16 protein-coding genes are annotated in these 15,535 nt (G+C 58.2%); 2 read left to right on the forward strand and 14 right to left on the reverse strand.

Features of this window, described 5'->3' with window-relative positions; translation table 11 throughout:
* Window positions 1–18: 18 nt before the first annotated feature.
* Both hflX and hfq read right to left on the reverse strand, forming a co-directional pair.
* Window positions 19–1,329: a ribosome rescue GTPase HflX gene (gene hflX / locus ACQAYK_RS06750; RefSeq protein ID WP_226838221.1), complete on the reverse strand. Its 1,311-nt coding sequence runs from the start codon at window positions 1,327–1,329 to the stop codon at window positions 19–21.
* On the reverse strand, window positions 1,326–1,598 hold the full coding sequence (hfq, locus tag ACQAYK_RS06755) for an RNA chaperone Hfq (protein ID WP_215871115.1): 273 nt from the start codon (window positions 1,596–1,598) through the stop codon (window positions 1,326–1,328). Before hfq ends, hflX begins: the two co-directional genes overlap by 4 nt.
* Window positions 1,599–1,812: 214 nt before the next feature.
* On the opposite strand from hfq, the gene ppc reads away from it, so the two are divergent.
* Both ppc and ACQAYK_RS06765 read left to right on the forward strand, forming a co-directional pair.
* The gene (ppc, locus tag ACQAYK_RS06760; protein WP_215871114.1) at window positions 1,813–4,614 is read left to right on the forward strand and encodes a phosphoenolpyruvate carboxylase; all 2,802 of its coding nucleotides are present in this window, start codon (window positions 1,813–1,815) and stop codon (window positions 4,612–4,614) included.
* Between the two features lies 1 nt (window position 4,615).
* Window positions 4,616–5,188, forward strand: coding sequence for a Maf family protein (locus ACQAYK_RS06765; RefSeq protein WP_215871113.1), 573 nt, complete (start codon window positions 4,616–4,618; stop codon window positions 5,186–5,188).
* Between the two features lie 16 nt (window positions 5,189–5,204).
* Here the strand turns inward: ACQAYK_RS06765 and pstA are convergent, their stop codons facing one another.
* The 12 genes from pstA to hisS all read right to left on the reverse strand — a co-directional run bounded on the left by pstA (window position 5,205) and on the right by hisS (window position 15,535).
* Window positions 5,205–6,119, reverse strand: a complete 915-nt coding sequence (gene pstA / locus ACQAYK_RS06770) for a phosphate ABC transporter permease PstA (RefSeq protein WP_226827048.1) — start codon at window positions 6,117–6,119, stop codon at window positions 5,205–5,207.
* On the reverse strand, window positions 6,116–7,075 hold the full coding sequence (gene pstC / locus ACQAYK_RS06775) for a phosphate ABC transporter permease subunit PstC (RefSeq protein ID WP_215871112.1): 960 nt from the start codon (window positions 7,073–7,075) through the stop codon (window positions 6,116–6,118). Before pstC ends, pstA begins: the two co-directional genes overlap by 4 nt.
* Window positions 7,076–7,192: 117 nt before the next feature.
* Complete coding sequence (pstS, locus tag ACQAYK_RS06780; RefSeq protein WP_215871111.1) at window positions 7,193–8,278, reverse strand: phosphate ABC transporter substrate-binding protein PstS; 1,086 nt, start codon at window positions 8,276–8,278, stop codon at window positions 7,193–7,195.
* A gap of 151 nt (window positions 8,279–8,429) precedes the next feature.
* A complete protein-coding gene (locus tag ACQAYK_RS06785) occupies window positions 8,430–9,065 on the reverse strand; it encodes a molybdopterin-dependent oxidoreductase (RefSeq protein ID WP_215871110.1) in 636 nt (211 codons plus the stop codon).
* Between the two features lie 12 nt (window positions 9,066–9,077).
* Window positions 9,078–9,653, reverse strand: coding sequence for a cytochrome b/b6 domain-containing protein (locus tag ACQAYK_RS06790; protein WP_215871109.1), 576 nt, complete (start codon window positions 9,651–9,653; stop codon window positions 9,078–9,080).
* 86 nt (window positions 9,654–9,739) lie between these two features.
* Window positions 9,740–10,117: a DsrE family protein gene (locus ACQAYK_RS06795; RefSeq protein WP_215871108.1), complete on the reverse strand. Its 378-nt coding sequence runs from the start codon at window positions 10,115–10,117 to the stop codon at window positions 9,740–9,742.
* An 81-nt stretch (window positions 10,118–10,198) separates the two neighbouring features.
* Window positions 10,199–10,702 carry a SixA phosphatase family protein gene (locus ACQAYK_RS06800; protein ID WP_215871107.1) on the reverse strand — a complete coding sequence of 168 codons (504 nt, stop codon included), beginning with the start codon at window positions 10,700–10,702 and terminating at the stop codon, window positions 10,199–10,201.
* A complete protein-coding gene (locus ACQAYK_RS06805) occupies window positions 10,656–11,066 on the reverse strand; it encodes a hypothetical protein (protein WP_215871106.1) in 411 nt (136 codons plus the stop codon). Before ACQAYK_RS06805 ends, ACQAYK_RS06800 begins: the two co-directional genes overlap by 47 nt.
* Complete coding sequence (der, locus tag ACQAYK_RS06810; protein ID WP_215871105.1) at window positions 11,063–12,409, reverse strand: ribosome biogenesis GTPase Der; 1,347 nt, start codon at window positions 12,407–12,409, stop codon at window positions 11,063–11,065. The genes ACQAYK_RS06805 and der overlap by 4 nt, the downstream gene beginning before the upstream one ends.
* A 5-nt stretch (window positions 12,410–12,414) precedes the next feature.
* Window positions 12,415–13,614: an outer membrane protein assembly factor BamB gene (gene bamB, locus ACQAYK_RS06815; protein ID WP_226827046.1), complete on the reverse strand. Its 1,200-nt coding sequence runs from the start codon at window positions 13,612–13,614 to the stop codon at window positions 12,415–12,417.
* Entirely contained in the window at window positions 13,614–14,222 is a 609-nt protein-coding gene (locus ACQAYK_RS06820) for a YfgM family protein (RefSeq protein ID WP_215871104.1), read from the reverse strand. The genes bamB and ACQAYK_RS06820 overlap by 1 nt, the downstream gene beginning before the upstream one ends.
* 44 nt (window positions 14,223–14,266) lie before the next feature.
* Window positions 14,267–15,535 carry a histidine--tRNA ligase gene (gene hisS / locus ACQAYK_RS06825; RefSeq protein ID WP_215871103.1) on the reverse strand — a complete coding sequence of 423 codons (1,269 nt, stop codon included), beginning with the start codon at window positions 15,533–15,535 and terminating at the stop codon, window positions 14,267–14,269.

Genomic DNA, 15,535 nt, shown 5'->3' on the forward strand with positions numbered 1-15,535 from the left:
CGCTCTCCTTACCCCGGACTATGGGCGCATTGTAGAAGGCAGATCCTCCCGCTGACAACTCTCTGCCCCGATTTCTGCCTGCAAACCGGTCCAGGTTTGTTGGTCGATTTCGATGAGCAGATGATTACTCCCCTCGCTATCGAAACGTTCCTCCAGGACCGCGGCCTCCCGAAAGAGGCGTGCGCGCAGCGCCCCCGCCTCTGGTCGCAACGTACAACGCAGACGCAGGCGGGCACCGTGCAGGCGCTGCGTGATTATTTCCGCCAGGCGGGCCACGCCGGCACCACTATGGGCACTGAGCCAGAGATCGCTCACCTGGCCAGTTTCATCTACCCGTTCCCGCACCTCCTCACCCAACAGATCGATCTTGTTGAATACGCGTAGACGCGGCACGCCGGCCGCGCCAATCTCGGCAAGAACGTTTTCCACCGCAAGAATCTGCGCGTCGCGATCGGGCGCCGCTGCGTCAATGACGTGCAGCAGCAACTGAGCCTGCCCCACCTCTTCCAGGGTGGCGCGGAAAGCGGCGATCAATTCCGTCGGCAGATCGCGCAAAAACCCAACGGTGTCCGCTATCAGGGTTGTCGGTCCATTGCCGGAGAGACGGCGAATGGCGGGATCGAGCGTTGCAAAAAGCTGATCGGCGGCATACTGATCATTTGCCGTCAGCACATTGAAAAGAGAAGATTTTCCAGCGTTGGTATAGCCTACCAAAGCAACCGTGGGCGCTGGTGCACGCAGCCGAGCGCGTCGCTGCGTAGCTCGCTGGGCAGCGACCCGTGCCAGCCGCTCGCGCAAGATGCGAATCCGCACACCGATCAAGCGGCGATCTGTTTCCAGCTGCGTTTCGCCAGGTCCGCGCAGGCCGATGCCACCCCGCTGCCGCTCGAGGTGGGTCCAGCCACGCACCAGTCGGGTGCGCAAATGATCCAGTTGTGCCAATTCGACCTGCAGTTGTCCCTCGTGCGTACGTGCACGCCGGGCGAAAATGTCGAGGATGAGTCCCACCCGGTCGATGACCCGCGCAGCACAGGAGCGCTCCAGGTTCCGTTCCTGAATCGGACTCAGCGGACGGTCAAAAAGAATCAGATCGACCGCGTTGGCGCGCACAAAATCGGCAATTTCCTGAACTTTGCCACTTCCAACACAGGTGGCAGGATCCAGGCGCGCGCGCGACACCGTCCACAGGCCCAGTATTTCGGCACCAGTGTCTGCCGCCAACTGCTGAAACTCCTCTCCACCATCGTCCGCCGTGCTTCCTGGGGTATGAATGTGGATCAGTAAGCAGCGATCTCGATGCGACCGCTGAATCCCTGGGCTCTGACTCAGTCTGCGGCCTCGTCTCCGGCAGTCGCTTCGCCTTCCCCTTCCGGCAGTGGCAAACGCACGTCGCGACTGGGGACCACCGTGGAAATCGCGTGCTTATAGATCATCTGACTGACATTGTTGCGCAACAGCACAACGAACTGGTCGAAGGATTCGACAAAGCCCTGCAACTTGATGCCGTTGACCAGATAGATGGCTACCGGAACGTGCTCCTTACGCAACAGATTGAGGAAAGGGTCTTGCAAAATTTGCCCTTTTTGTTGACTGGCCACTATTGTCTCCTTTTTTACGCAAATCGTGCCATCGGCTAGTACCCTTAGACTAACTCAAAAGATGTCGGTGCGCTATGGGGAAGACACCGTGCTGACAGCATGCCAATCCTCCGTCGCATAGACTTCGTCAGGACGGGTCTTTGACCTTTTGCCGGATTGCCGATAAGTTCTCTGCATTATCACCCATGCCAACATTCCGTACCGGGGAGAGTTTGTGGACGCCAAAAAACTGACCAGCGACCGTGCGTTGCGTGCTCGCGTAAAACGCTTGGGAAACATTCTGGGAGAGGTGTTGCGCGAGCAAGCCGGCGAGCGGGTATTCAGCGCCGTAGAGCAGCTTCGCCAGGGCTACATCCGCCTGCATCGCCGGGAAGATGCCAAGCTCCGTCAACGCCTTGCCCGTTTCATCGATGCCCTGCCCCAGGATGACCTCGTACTTGTCATCCGTGCATTCAACACCTACTTCAGTCTGGTTAACATCGCCGAGGAGGAGTTCCAGCATGTGCAGCGGCGTCGCTTGTTGCAGCGCGGCAGCGGGCTTTGGGTTGGCTCCTTTGAAGATACCTTCCGGCGCTTGCAGGAGGCCGGCATAAATGCCGGACAATTGCAGTTTCTGCTGGGCCAACTGCGCTACCTGCCGGTCTTTACGGCGCATCCTACCGAGTCCAAGCGCCGCACCGTACTGCATGCTCTGCGACGGATCTTTCTCACCAGCAAGGCCCTGGATGACCCGACCTTGACCGAAGAGGAAGAAGGTGACGTGCTGCGTCAACTGCAAGCGCAGATCCAGATCCTCTGGGAGACGGAGGAGGTGCGGACCAATCAACCGCAGGTGCAGGACGAAGTCGAAAATGGCCTCTTCTATTTTCGCGACAGTCTCTTTCAGGCAGTACCGATGACCTATCACGCCGCGCGGCGCGCAGCGCGCCGGGTGTACGGCGATCGGCAGGTCGATATTCCCGCTTTCATTCGCTTCGGCTCCTGGATCGGCGGGGATCGCGATGGCAACCCCAACGTGACCGCGGCCATTACCGGCTGGACCCTGCGCACGCAGAGTATCGAGGTCCTCCGCGAGTACCAGCGGCGTCTCTCCGAACTCTATCCGCTATTGGGGCACTCGGCGCGCTTTTGCAGCATTTCGCCGATCCTCCTCGCCTCCCTGGAGAAGGACGCCGACGACTTTCCAGAACTTGCGGAATGGGTGAATCAACGCTTTCCCAGCGAGCCGTACCGGCGGAAGTTGCGCTACATGATGACCCGTCTCGATCTGCGTCTGCACCAGCTCGAAAATGGTCAAAGTGGCAGCGGCTTTGCGGCGGATACTCCGGCGTACATCAGTGATCAGGACTTTCTCGCCGATCTGATATTGGTTCGTGACTCGCTGCGGGGCCACGGTGATGAATACATCGCCAATCATACGGTACAAGATCTTGTCTGGCTGGTAGAAACCTTCGGATTCCACCTGGCTTCGCTGGATATTCGGCAAGAGTCCACCGTACATACCCGCACCCTCACGGAACTCTTTGCAGGAATAGCGGAGTTTCAGGGTTATGCCGAGATGGAGGAAGAACAAAAACTCGCGGTGTTGAGTGATGCCCTACGCAAGCCCGGTAGACTGGTTGAAGGCATGCCCGAACAACTGTCGCCCCTAGCGATGGAGACCTGCGCGATGTTCAAGTGCATTGGTCAGTTGCGCCGAGAAGTCGGAGAACGCGCGTTTGGAAATTACGTGGTATCGATGACCCACGAGGCCAGCAATATTCTAGAAGTCCTAGTCTTGGCAAAAGAGTTTGGTCTTGCCGGCTGGTCACGCCAAGGCTTGTATAGCGAGATCGCAGTCACGCCGCTGTTTGAGACCATCCACGATCTCGAGCGCATGGAAACCGTGATGGGGAGATTACTCGACAATCCGGAGTATGCCGAGATCCTGCGCAGCCAGGAAAATGTGCAGGAAGTCATGCTGGGATACTCGGACTCCTGCAAGGATGGCGGCATTCTCTCCTCGAGCTGGTCGTTATACCAAGCACAGCTCGAACTGAGCGCCCTGGCAGACCGCCGGCGTATTCATATCCGGGTCTTCCACGGTCGCGGCGGGAGCGTCGGCCGCGGCGGTGGACCTACCCACGAAGCCATTCTGGCGCAGCCGGCCAATACCGTCCGCGGGCAGATCAAGATCACCGAGCAGGGAGAGGTGCTTTCGTTCAAATATGCCAACCTGGAAACTGCCGTATATGAGCTAACCGTCGGTGTCACCGGATTGATGCGCGCCAGCTTTGGATTGATACAGGCGGTGCCCACCGATGATCCCAGTTTCCTCAAAGTGATGGATGAACTCACCAAGACCGGCGAAGCGGTCTATCGCGAACTGATTCAACAAACTCCGGGCTTTATGGATTACTTCTACGAGGCCACTCCGCTGAACGAGATCGCGCATATGAACATCGGTTCCCGTCCCTCGCATCGTCAGCGTGGCGACCGCTCGATGAATTCGATTCGTGCAATTCCCTGGGTCTTTGCCTGGGCACAGTCGCGGCATGTTTTGCCGGCCTGGTTTGGGCTGGGCTCGGCCATTCGCAGCTGGCGTGGCGAAGACCCCGAGCGACTGGAGCTTTTGCGAAAAATGTACCAGCGCTGGCCGTTTTTTTATTCCTTGCTGGGCAATATCACCATGGCGATGGCAAAAGCGGACATGACACTTGCCGCAGAGTATGCGACGCTACCTCGCGATCAGAAGTGTGCGCAGCAGATCTTTGCAAAAATCCATGCAGAATTTATGGTCAGTATGCAGGAGACCCTACTCATCCAGGAGAAGCAAGAGTTGCTCGAAGAAAACCCGGTACTGGCCTTCTCCCTGCAGCGCCGCAACGTCTACATGGAGCCACTGAACCATATCCAGCTTGCCCTGTTACGGCGGTACCGCAACGAGGATACCCCTCCCGAGTTTCGGGAAACCTGGCTCGATCCTTTGCTGCGCAGCATCAACGCGATTGCCGCCGGGCAGCGTAATACGGGCTGATATGCAGCTCATCCTTGCCTCTTCCAGTCCCTACCGACGGGAATTGCTCGCCCGATTGGGCATCCCCTTCACCTGGCAGTCGCCAGCGATTGATGAGAGCCGCAAGACTCAGGAAGCACCGGAGGCACTCGTACAACGCCTGGCCTATGAAAAGGCCCGCGCGATCTGGCAGCAACACCCGAAAGCCTGGGTCATTGGCGCCGACCAGCTGGTACGTTGCGACGGCGCCCTGTTGGGCAAGTCGGGTTCTGCCGAACAGGCCTTTGCTCAGTTACAGATGATGCAGGGACAAAAAGTAGAGCTGTTGAATGGTCTCTGTCTGCTGGGTCCGTCCGGTGACGCGCAGACCGAATTGATTCCCTACCACGTGTTGATGCGCAAATTTGGCGAAGACGAAATTGTTCGCTACATCGAAAAAGAACAACCATTCGATTGTGCTGGGAGCCTGCGCTCCGAAGGACTGGGTATTTGTCTGATCGAGCGCATGGAGGGAGAAGATCCCAATGCCATCATTGGCCTTCCCCTCATTCGCTTGTCAGCCATGTTGCGCGCGGCGGGGTTTCCCCTTCCTTGAACTGACGAACTAGCTTTTATTGGTAAGCGCCACGCTTACGCAACTGCTGCACCATCAGCCAACGCCCGAGCAATATCAGTCCCAGTACTACCATGGTAATCAAAAACGCTGCCGCAAAGGCAAGGATGTGGGCCTCTTCAAAAGGCTCGTTGATAAAGGTCCAGATGACGTAGGTCAAGTACCCGATCGGCTGGTTGGTGAACTGTCCATTCCACATATAGTTAGACCATCCAGCGGTATAGATCAGCGGCGCCGTCTCCCCCATCGAGAGGGCCAACGCGTAAAACAGCCCCGTCATGACCGCGGGCATGGCTCCGGGCAGAAGAATCCGTAAAATCACCGAGCCCTCGCCCGCGCCAATACCAAAGCCCGCCTCTCGCACGGCTTGCGGGATATTGCCCAGCGCCATCTCGGTGGTACGGGCGATATACGGCAACAGCATGATACTCAGGGTAATGATGCCGGCCGCCACGGAAAACTGCCAACCGAGATAGATCACCATCGTGATATACCCCACGTAACCCAACACGATAGATGGAACGCCCACCAGAACATCGGACAGAAAACGCAGGGATTTGCCGGCGATACCGCTACCAAACTCGCTCAGGTAGATCCCCGCCGCAATGCCGACGGGCGCCGAGATCAGCAGGGAACCAAGAGAAAGAACGAGGGTACCCTCGATGGCATTTTTCAGGCCACCGCTCATCCCGTTGCTCACCTCGGTCAGAAGACTGAGCTTCAATCCGGGCAATGCCTTGAGGAATACATCCAATATGATGGACAGGAAAGCAACGGCAACAATGACGAAACTGAACCAGACAAAGGCGGTACCGAGGGTACGAAAGAGATGACGTTTCCAGGAAACGCGAATTTGCCGGCGTTTAGAACCGACACTGGCGGTCATGGACGTCGTGAGATTGGATGTACTCATGAGCGCACCTTCGCTCCCCAGAGGATCATACGGGCAATGATATTGACAATCACAGTAAGCACGAGAAGCACCAGAGCGATCTCCGCTAAGGCTTCCACCGCCATGTTGGTGGGATCCTGCAGGGCACTCTCCAACTGCGAGACGATAAACGCTGCCATGGTGGAAATCGGGGTATAGATGTTGTTTGGCAGATAGTTAAGGGCGTTACCACTGACCATAACGACGGCCATGGTTTCGCCGAGGGCACGTCCCAGGGCCAGAATAGAGACGCCGACCAGAGTCGTCTTGAGTTTGGGCAGGATGATATTCCACAGCACCTCCAGACGGTTCAGACCGAGACCCAGGCCTGCTTCCTTGAGAGAAGGTTCGATGGCGCTGATACCTTCGCGCATCGTCGCTGAGATCAGCGGCACGATCATGAACGCCAGGACGATGGCAGTCGTCAGCAAGCCATAACCGCTGCCCGGGCTGCCTCCCAGATAAGGAATGAATCCAATGTGCTGGGTCATCCATGGAAAGACTGTCTGCCCCAAAAGGGGAATCAGCAACACATATCCCCACAGTCCGAAAACCACACTGGGGATGGCCGCCAACAAATCGACCAGCAGTGCGAGCGGCCCGGAGAGCCACTTGGGCATCATCTCGACGAGAAAATACGCTGCTCCCACCGCAATCGGAAGCGCAAACAGAAGAGCAAGGAAGGAACTGGCCAAGGTGCCAACGACAAGAAACCAGATCCCGTAGCGTGCCCCCGGCATGACTTGTTGGCCGTGGATGGACACTGGATTGCCATAGAGACTGCCAAGATTCCAATCGTTAGTCCACAAAAATTGCAGGCCGTTGTATTGGATGGCAGGCCAGGAATAGGCCGTCAGAAAAGCTACGAGAAGGATAAGTGATAACGGCAGAAAGCTGGCCGTGCCTACCAATCCAAAGCGAAAGACGGAAACCTTCATGTTCACCCTCCGGTGGAGCAGGCCTCATAATAAACGCGCGGCACTTCCGACAAAAGGGCCGCGTCGTTCATTCTGTGGAGAGCCTGGGTCGCAGACCCAGGCTCCAGGGCCGAAAATTTACTGAATCTCGGCAACCTGCTTGCGGGACAACTCCACAGCACTCTCCGGTAGCGGTACGAAGTGTACCTTTTCCATGAAGTGCGGGGCGTTGCCACCCTTGGGATCGAGCGCCCAGTTGAGGAAGTCCTTCAATGCCGCAGCGGTTTCCGCGTTCGGCTGCTGCTTCTTCACGATGGCATATTCATAGTTGATGATCGGGTAGGAGTTCTTGCCCGGAGCGAAGACCAGGCTGATCCGCTCATCGGCCGGTGTCTTGCTGACCATTTCGCCGGCGGCCGCCTTCGCGTTCGCCACGGTGGGCAACACAAAGTTACCGTCACGATTCTTCAGCATGGCGATGCCCAGACCCGCCTTCTCGACCGGCTCCTTCCAGCTGATGCCGATGTAGGCCACACCATAGGGGGTGGACTTCAGGGCTTCGACCATTCCGGGGTTGCCAACGGCGCCGATTCCGCCCTGTACGGTCGGCCAGCTGACCGTGGTACTGTAACCAACGCTCTTGGACCAGGTGGCATCGGTGTCGGAGAGATAGGTGGTGAAGATGAAGGTGTCACCAGAACCATCGGTACGATGGATCGGGATGATCTTGTGATTGGGCAGCTTGATGCCGGGATTCATCTTGGCGATCTCAGGATCGTCCCAGTTGGTGATCTTGCCGGAATAGATGCCCGCCAGCACCGGTCCGGAGAGCTTGATATGCTTGTTGTTCAGACCCGGCAGGTTATAGTTGATCATCTGGATGGAGATGGCCAGGGGGATGTTCAACATCGGATGCATCTTCACCTGGGCATCTGACATGTAGGCGTCGGAAGCACCGATCTGGGCCACACCAGAGATGGATTGAGCAATACCCGTGCCGCTACCGGTACCCTGGGTGGTGATTTTCACGTTGGGGTGCATCTTGGTGTATTCCGGCACCCACAGGTTGAACAGGGGGTACAACAGGGTGGAACCGGTCTCCAGCAGACTGACCTGCGGAGCCGCAACAGCGGGCGTAGCGGCGGTGGCAGCAAGGCCGAGGAGGGACGCAACAACGGCGCCCTTCATGGCGTGGGCGACGGTCTTCTTAAAACCTGGCAACATAAAACCTCCGAAGATGGCGTTATCAAAATCACTGCAGCATGTAGGGGACTTCACTATCGGAAATCCCTATGCGCTGCTAATCATACCGAAAGTTCATGACACTATCATGAACTTTTTATGACACTTTTGTGACACTCGACTTCACGTGATGCTAGAGGAGATCGCGCCAACTGAAGCCTTTCTTGATATAGGCGTTACTCGAATACCCATCCCGCTCCCAGGTGCCCTCGGGTCTCTCGGCAGTCAAATCAATACGATTCACCCACTTGACGCTCTTGTAGCCATACATCTGGGGTACCAGCAAACGCAACGGATAGCCCCCTTTGCGCAGCAGCGACTGTCCCGCGATATGCGTCGCGAGGAGGACCCCAGGTGCCCGCGCCTGATCCAGGCTCAGACTATCGACGTACACACCATCGGCACTATGGAAGACAACGAAGCGTGCAGAGTCCAGCGGCTGCAATTCGGTGAGAAAGTCGGCCAGCTGGATGCCTCGCCAATGCACGTTTGCCACGGTCCAGCCGGTGACGCAATGAAAGGTATACACTTCGGGCTGAACGCTTTGCTGATACAACTCGGCAAGGGTAAAACTGCGCGGCTTCCCAATGAGTCCTCCACATCGCAGTTGATACTGTTGCGGATCGATTTTGGGATAGAACCCAGCATAGGTGTAATACTCGGGAAAGACGGGGATCGCGTTGGCACGTGCCCAGGCAGGTAGGAGGAGTCCACCAGCCATTCCGCCTACAAACCCGGCACCGCGCAGAAGAAAATCTCGACGTTGCATTTCTTTTCTCCCTTACCAAAGTGCGAATATGGACCATAATGGCTGCCGCCGCGCGGCATGATACAGAGCCATGCCCACGTGACCCAGCCAGAAGTACAACAAGATGGGGGTACCGAGCCGCATTGAACTGAGCCCGATATGGGTCAAATCGGGAATGCCAAGATAACCCTGCATGGTCAGCCAGGCAGCCAGTCCGGCATAATTGACCCAGCTGACGAGCAAGAAAAACATTCCCTGCCACCAGGAGGAGAGCCCCGGTTGGGGGCCATGTCCAGGAAGCTGACCACGCAACAGTCTGCCGACATCAGAAAAGATGGCGGGAATATTTCCCGGCCAGTACCACACATACAACAACTGTCGACCCCAAGACGTCGAACCATAGACAATCCAGGAGAGCGTCAGCCAGAAAGACAGGACAATACCCACCAGGATATGCCACTGAAACAGGGAAAAATGTTGGAACCAGAGGGCAAGAATTGAGTTGAGCAACTCGAAGCTGAAAAGTAGAACGAGCCCCAAGTGCAAGACGCGCGCTCCGCGCGGATACGATATCGTTTGCGATTTTTCTACGATTCGGGAAGCCGTCATGCTTGCTCCGTCTTGATCCTGTCCGTAACTACGCAGACAGTTCCCGAATGGATGCAGCTGTGCCCGCAATTCGCGGGCACTGCAAGTTACCAGGTCAGAACGCGGCCGGCAGCGCCCAGGGTAGGCAGAGCAGCGCTGGGATTCAACAGTGGGATCTCTTTTGCCAGGTCACCCTTGGTCATACCATTCAACTCCAGAGACTGCAGACAGCCAATGATCTGCACATCATTGTCTTCCGCAAGCTTCATGAAGTCGGCGACACTCTTGCCGCCGGGCATGGGGAAAATCGACTCGGCTTTCCCCTTGGCGAGAAGCTCGGTCGCCGGGCCGGTGAAGTACATCACCACCTTTTGTTCCCCCGCAGCGGCAGTCGCTGCCAGAAAAAAGGCCGAAGGCAAGCGCTTTGGATTCTCTGGCCCGGTAATGAGGATAATCACGAGATCTGGGGCTTCACTTTCCGACATAAGTCATCTCCTTTCGAGCGTACGATAGATGATGGAACACGGGCGCGAATCAGTCGCTCCCATCTAGACACCTTAGCACGCTTACGGATTTTTTTCAGAAGAGTTTGCGGCGGCGAAAAGCTCTGGGCGAAAATGTCCGAGAAACTGAAACTGTGCGCTGCAGGGATTTTCCCGCAAAAATGTCACACTGGCCTTGGCTATCGGCAAGTGGATGCCCGCCAGTTGCGCTATCCAGTCGCCAAGCAACGGCTGGTGTCCAACGAGAATCACCTGCTTGCTCTGATCTTCCTGCCAGGCAAACTGCAGTTGGGCTAGGTTGCCCGTGACGAGCGCCTCCTCAGCGCGATACACCGATGCCTGCAGCTCTGCCTGCAGCGCCGCTGCGGTCTGCCGTGTACGCACTTTGGGGCTGTACCAGATTTCCGCGTCTTGCAGGTGGAAATGGCGCAGAGCCCCAGCGACAACGGCAGCCTGCGCTTCGCCGCGGGCGGTCAAGCGGCGCCCGGCATCGCTGTCATCGGCACTATGCTCTTCGGCTTCAGCGTGACGAATAAGGACGAGATCCAGGTTGCACCTCCTGCCCAAACCAGAGCTTGCTCCACTTTCGCGGCGTGAAGCGCGCCAGAATCGAAACAATGGCGATCCCGATCAGCGCTGTCATCCACGTGTCTATACGTTGCGCCGAGGCCGGCCCTGGCCCGGCGAATATGTCGATCGCCGAGAGAATCGCGCCCAGAAAAATCACCAGCGGTCGCCAGCCGTAGGGCGTGAGTTTCGGCCAGCTGCGGGCAATAGCGCCCAGAGCCAGGGCGGCCCACAAGGCATAGGCGATTGCCAGCCCCCAATGCCACGCCGGCAGTTGCAGGATGCTGAAAAAGTGTTGCAACAAGAAGGCGGCGTAGAGAATCCCGGCGGGTAGCCACCAACGATAGGATGAGGAGAGGTTCATGCGCGTGCTCCACGGCTGGCATAGGGATTCTCCCCCTGACGAAAGAGCAGACGGAGGGGGACCCCATCCAGTTTCAGCGCCGTGCGAAATGCCGTCTCCAGATAGCGCTTGTAGGCCCCAGGCAGGCGGTCGAGCTGATTGCCGTGAAAGACCAGTGTGATTGGCTGGGTACCACCCTGGTGGCAATAGCGCAGTTTGATCCGTCGACCCGCGACCAGCGGTGGCTGATGGCCGCTGACGATATCCTCCAGCAGGCGGTTGAGTTCGCCAGTGGAAAAATGTCGCTGACTGTTTTGCCATAGTTTGTCGATGCTGCGGTACAACTCTCCGACGCCGCTGCCATGCAGGGCCGAAATGCTGTGAAACGGCGCGTAGCGGAGAAAGGCCAGCCGTCGTTCCAGCTCGTCCTTGATGCGCTCGCGCGCGCGCACCTCCAAACCATCCCACTTATTCAGTACCAGAACGATCGGGCGGCCAAGTTCTACCGCGACACCCACCAGATGCGCATCCTGATCACTGACACCAGCATGCGCGTCCATGACCATCAGCACTACGTCCGCCTCACGCAGGGCTGCGAGCGTCTTCAGCACGGTCAGCTTCTCCAACCCCTCTCCTACCCGCGCGCGCCGTCGCACGCCAGCAGTGTCGATCATTACGTAGCGCCGTCCCGCACGTTCATAGGGAATGCGGATGCTGTCGCGGGTGGTTCCCGGCTGATCGAAAACGATAACCCTTTTTTCCCCCAACATGGCGTTGACCAGGGTGGATTTTCCGACATTCGGACGTCCCAGCACCGCAATGGCTGGGCCGTCCTCCAGTTCACTCGACGTTTCGGCTCCCGTCGGTGCCTCGGCTAGCAGGGCAGAAATGGCGGTCCATAGCTGTTCCATCCCGTGACCGTGGGCTGCGGAGAGGGTGATGGGTGTTCCCAGTCCGAGGCGGTGGAATTCCGGCAACTCTGCCACGGCATGCCGCACATCCATTTTGTTGACCAGCAGTAGTACCGGCTTACCGCTGCGCCGCAATTCCCGGGCGATTTCCTCGTCCTGGCCAGCCAGCCCCTCTTTGGCATCGACCAGGAACAGGAGGACATCGGCCTCGGCAATGGCCTGCCGCGTCTGAAGGGCCATGGCAGCGACCAGTCCCTCGCGCTCTTCCGGCTCGAAACCACCGGTATCGATAACCAGGTAATCCCGCTCTTGGTGCCGTGCCGTCCCATAATGGCGATCGCGGGTAAAACCGGGCATGTCTGCGACCAGCGCCTCCCGGGTACGGGTCAGCCGGTTGAATAGCGTGGATTTACCGACATTGGGGCGACCAACGAGTGCGAGTATTGCCGCCATGGCAACTAGGGCTTCGCAAACTGCAGCTGATAGAGGGTTCCGACACCACTCAATACGAGAAAACGATTTTTGCCAACACAGACCGGCGCGGTTTGGATCCCGCTGCTGGAGACGGTTTCCTGCCCCGTACGATGGCCGGTTTGGGGGTCGATAGTGATGACCTGACCGGCATAATTGCTGAGCAACAGTTTGCCATCACAGAGGGTCATACCGCTTAGCGACTGGCCCTTGAAACGCGTATTGCGCCACTCCACGGTACCGCTGGCGGGATCCATGGCGTAGATCTGGCCATCGCTGCCGGCGGCAAAGAGCTTGCCATCGTGCAAAATTGGGGTGAGGAGCGTGGACATTGGGCGAGCCCAGTCTTGCTCCCCACTATCCTTGCTAAAGGCTGCTACATTCCCCTGATAGGCGGCGGCAATGACGCGATTGCCGTCCAATACCGGAGTTGCGGCGACGTCCACCATGCGCGCGAGTTCGTTGTTGCCGTGGGGGATGGCGATGGTAGCGCGCCAGAGTTCGGCGCCATCGTCGGCGTTAAGGGCAAGCAGTTTACCGTCGGCAAAACCGGTATACAGGGTCTGGCCGGAAACCACGATGCCGCTGCTTCGCCGCAGCAGCAAGGAAGGTTGCGGAAGGGAGAAAGTCCAGTCCACCGAGCCATTTTGGGCATCCAGGGCCAACAAGTGCCCATTCGACAACTGCAGGAAGAGACGCTGATTGGCCACGGTGATGGGGCTGCTTGGCTCTGCGCCCAGCTGCACATCCCAAAGTTTCTTGCCCTGTGCAGCGGAGACCGCATAGAGAGTGCCGCGATCTGTACCCACATAGACCACACCATCAGCAACTGTGGGGCCACAAGGACTCTTACCGTTCAAACGATACACCCAACGCAAACGCCCGCTACGCGAGAGAGCGAGCAGATCACCAGCGTCGTCGCTGAGATAAATTGCGTGGTCCGTCACGCGAATCTGCGTGGCGTTATAGGGGTCCAGGCGCCAGTTGCCATAGAGACGCGCCTGCCAGTCGGTGGCAAAACCGACAGTGACCTGTTCCTGGTGCATGGCCGTCATTGGCTTGGGCGCCGGCGCGGAGGGGCCAAAGGCCCAATTCCAGACACCACAACCACCCAGCGTGAAGATCATCCCAAGCATGGCGATGGCACGCAGTCCAGTACGCATGCCGCCTGCCGTAGCATAGCTCATCAAGAAACTCCCAAATTTGCCATTTTCATTTGAAGGTATACCACATAGGGGTCACTTGCGGGCAGGTGGGCGATGGCCTTTTCGTAGTCGTCGCGAGCACGGTCATCGTGTCGCAGCTTCGCTTCCGCATCGCCGCGCAACTCCCAATCCACCGCTGCAAAGGCGCCATCGGGCTTCTGCAACAACTCCAACGCCTGCTGATTTTTTCCGTTATCCACATACAATCGCGCCAGCGCGCTACGCGCCAGCCCCTGCATCCCCTCGGGCAGGTCAGCTTGTCGGGTCAGCTGCAGTAGCTGCCCTTCTGCCTTGTCATCCTGCTTGGCATCGATGTCGAGCCGAGCCAGATAGAACCTCGCCATACTGGCGTAGGGGGTAGCCGAATAATCATGGATCAGGGTTTCGGCGCTGGCGCGGGCCGTGGCGTCGTTGCCACTTGCCAGGCTATCACTCAGCTCGCTGTACAGAACCGCTGCGCGTTCGACTTGATGCCGCTGGTATTTGTCGTAGGCAAAAAACGCCAGCACCCCGGCGATGATCAGCACGAAGACTATGATCAACAGCTTACGATGACGTTGGAGGAGTTCAGTAAAGTCGGGGCCAGTCATGAGGTTTTTGCCTGTGGCGTTTGCCGCGTAGTATGGAGGGGGAGCTAGGGGAAATCAACGCCGAGGGTTGCCAAAGCACGCGGCAGTTCTGCCCAGGGGCCGCGCCACTCGCCCTGTCCCTCTTGTTCCTTGAGGAGAATATCGCCGCCCGTCAGGTCGCTGCCGCCCAGTAATACCTGGTAACGTGCTGCGCTGCGCTGCGCCTGTTTTAGCAAGGATTTCACCGAGCCCGGCCCGGCTACCACGACACTGAGACCCTGGCTGCGCAACTCCTCAGCGCGCTGGAAGACGGCTGACAATGCGGGCTCATCCAGGGCACCGAGAAAAAGTGCGGGACCCGTCGAGGATTCGCTCGCCTGCGTCAGCGACCGCAGCGCGAGAATCCGCTCCATACCCAGGGCAAAACCGATAGCCGGTGTTTCCGGACCGCCCAGTTGCGCCACCAGGCCATCGTAGCGACCACCGGCAAGGACCGTACCCTGCGAACCCAGGCCGTCTGCTACCCATTCGAAAACAGTCCGATGGTAATAGTCGAGACCACGCACCAGGCGCGGGTTGATCGTATAGGCAATATCCATGGCCTGCAGTAGTTCCTGCAAAGCCACGAAGTGTGCGGCCGACTCCGGATCGAGATGTTGCAGCAACTGCGGAGCACCACGGGCGATCTCCTGACAGGACGCAATCTTGCAGTCGAGCACGCGCAGGGGGTTACGCTCCAGCCGCTCTTGACAATCGTTGCAGAGTTGTTGCGCATGAGGACGCAGGTACGCGAGAAGAATTTCGCGGTAGCCGGCGCGCGACTCGGGCGTGCCCAGGGAATTGAGCTGTAGCTGGGCAGGAATCCCGGCGCTGGCCAATAGTCGCGCCGACAGCGCAATGATCTCGGCATCTGCGCTGGCACCCGCAATGCCAAAGAACTCGACGCCGAGCTGGTGAAACTGGCGATAGCGACCACGTTGTGGGCGTTCATGGCGAAACATCGGCCCCATATAGTAGAGCCTGGGGGTCTGCCCGCGCAGGGCACCATGCTCGATCAACGCGCGCACCACACCAGCGGTGCCCTCGGGACGCAGGGTCAGGGAGTCCCCATTGCGGTCAGCAAAGGTGTACATTTCCTTCTGCACGATATCCGTGACATCACCGATGGCACGGGCAAAGAGTGCGCTTTGCTCGACGATGGGCACGCGGATCTCGGCACAGCCATATTGCGCCAGCACGCTGCGGAAAGATTGCTCGAGTTGTTGCCAAGCGCCACTTTCCGGCGGAAGGATGTCGTTCATCCCCCGCACGGCGCTGAGGGTCGTTTTTGCCAA

The organism is Acidithiobacillus sp. AC3 (genome assembly GCF_050261095.1).
GTDB lineage: Bacteria > Pseudomonadota > Gammaproteobacteria > Acidithiobacillales > Acidithiobacillaceae > Igneacidithiobacillus > Igneacidithiobacillus copahuensis.

Bases quoted from the DNA above. Each gene is read 5' to 3' on its own strand.
- ACQAYK_RS06765 (WP_215871113.1), top strand. From the start codon at position 4,616: ATGCAGCTCATCCTTGCCTCTTCCAGTCCCTACCGACGGGAATTGCTC.
- pstA (WP_226827048.1), bottom strand. From the start codon at position 6,119: ATGAGTACATCCAATCTCACGACGTCCATGACCGCCAGTGTCGGTTCT.
- pstC (WP_215871112.1), bottom strand. From the start codon at position 7,075: ATGAAGGTTTCCGTCTTTCGCTTTGGATTGGTAGGCACGGCCAGCTTT.
- pstS (WP_215871111.1), bottom strand. From the start codon at position 8,278: ATGTTGCCAGGTTTTAAGAAGACCGTCGCCCACGCCATGAAGGGCGCC.
- ACQAYK_RS06785 (WP_215871110.1), bottom strand. From the start codon at position 9,065: ATGCAACGTCGAGATTTTCTTCTGCGCGGTGCCGGGTTTGTAGGCGGA.
- ACQAYK_RS06790 (WP_215871109.1), bottom strand. From the start codon at position 9,653: ATGACGGCTTCCCGAATCGTAGAAAAATCGCAAACGATATCGTATCCG.
- ACQAYK_RS06795 (WP_215871108.1), bottom strand. From the start codon at position 10,117: ATGTCGGAAAGTGAAGCCCCAGATCTCGTGATTATCCTCATTACCGGG.
- ACQAYK_RS06805 (WP_215871106.1), bottom strand. From the start codon at position 11,066: ATGAACCTCTCCTCATCCTATCGTTGGTGGCTACCCGCCGGGATTCTC.
- der (WP_215871105.1), bottom strand. From the start codon at position 12,409: ATGGCGGCAATACTCGCACTCGTTGGTCGCCCCAATGTCGGTAAATCC.
- bamB (WP_226827046.1), bottom strand. From the start codon at position 13,614: ATGAGCTATGCTACGGCAGGCGGCATGCGTACTGGACTGCGTGCCATC.
- ACQAYK_RS06820 (WP_215871104.1), bottom strand. From the start codon at position 14,222: ATGACTGGCCCCGACTTTACTGAACTCCTCCAACGTCATCGTAAGCTG.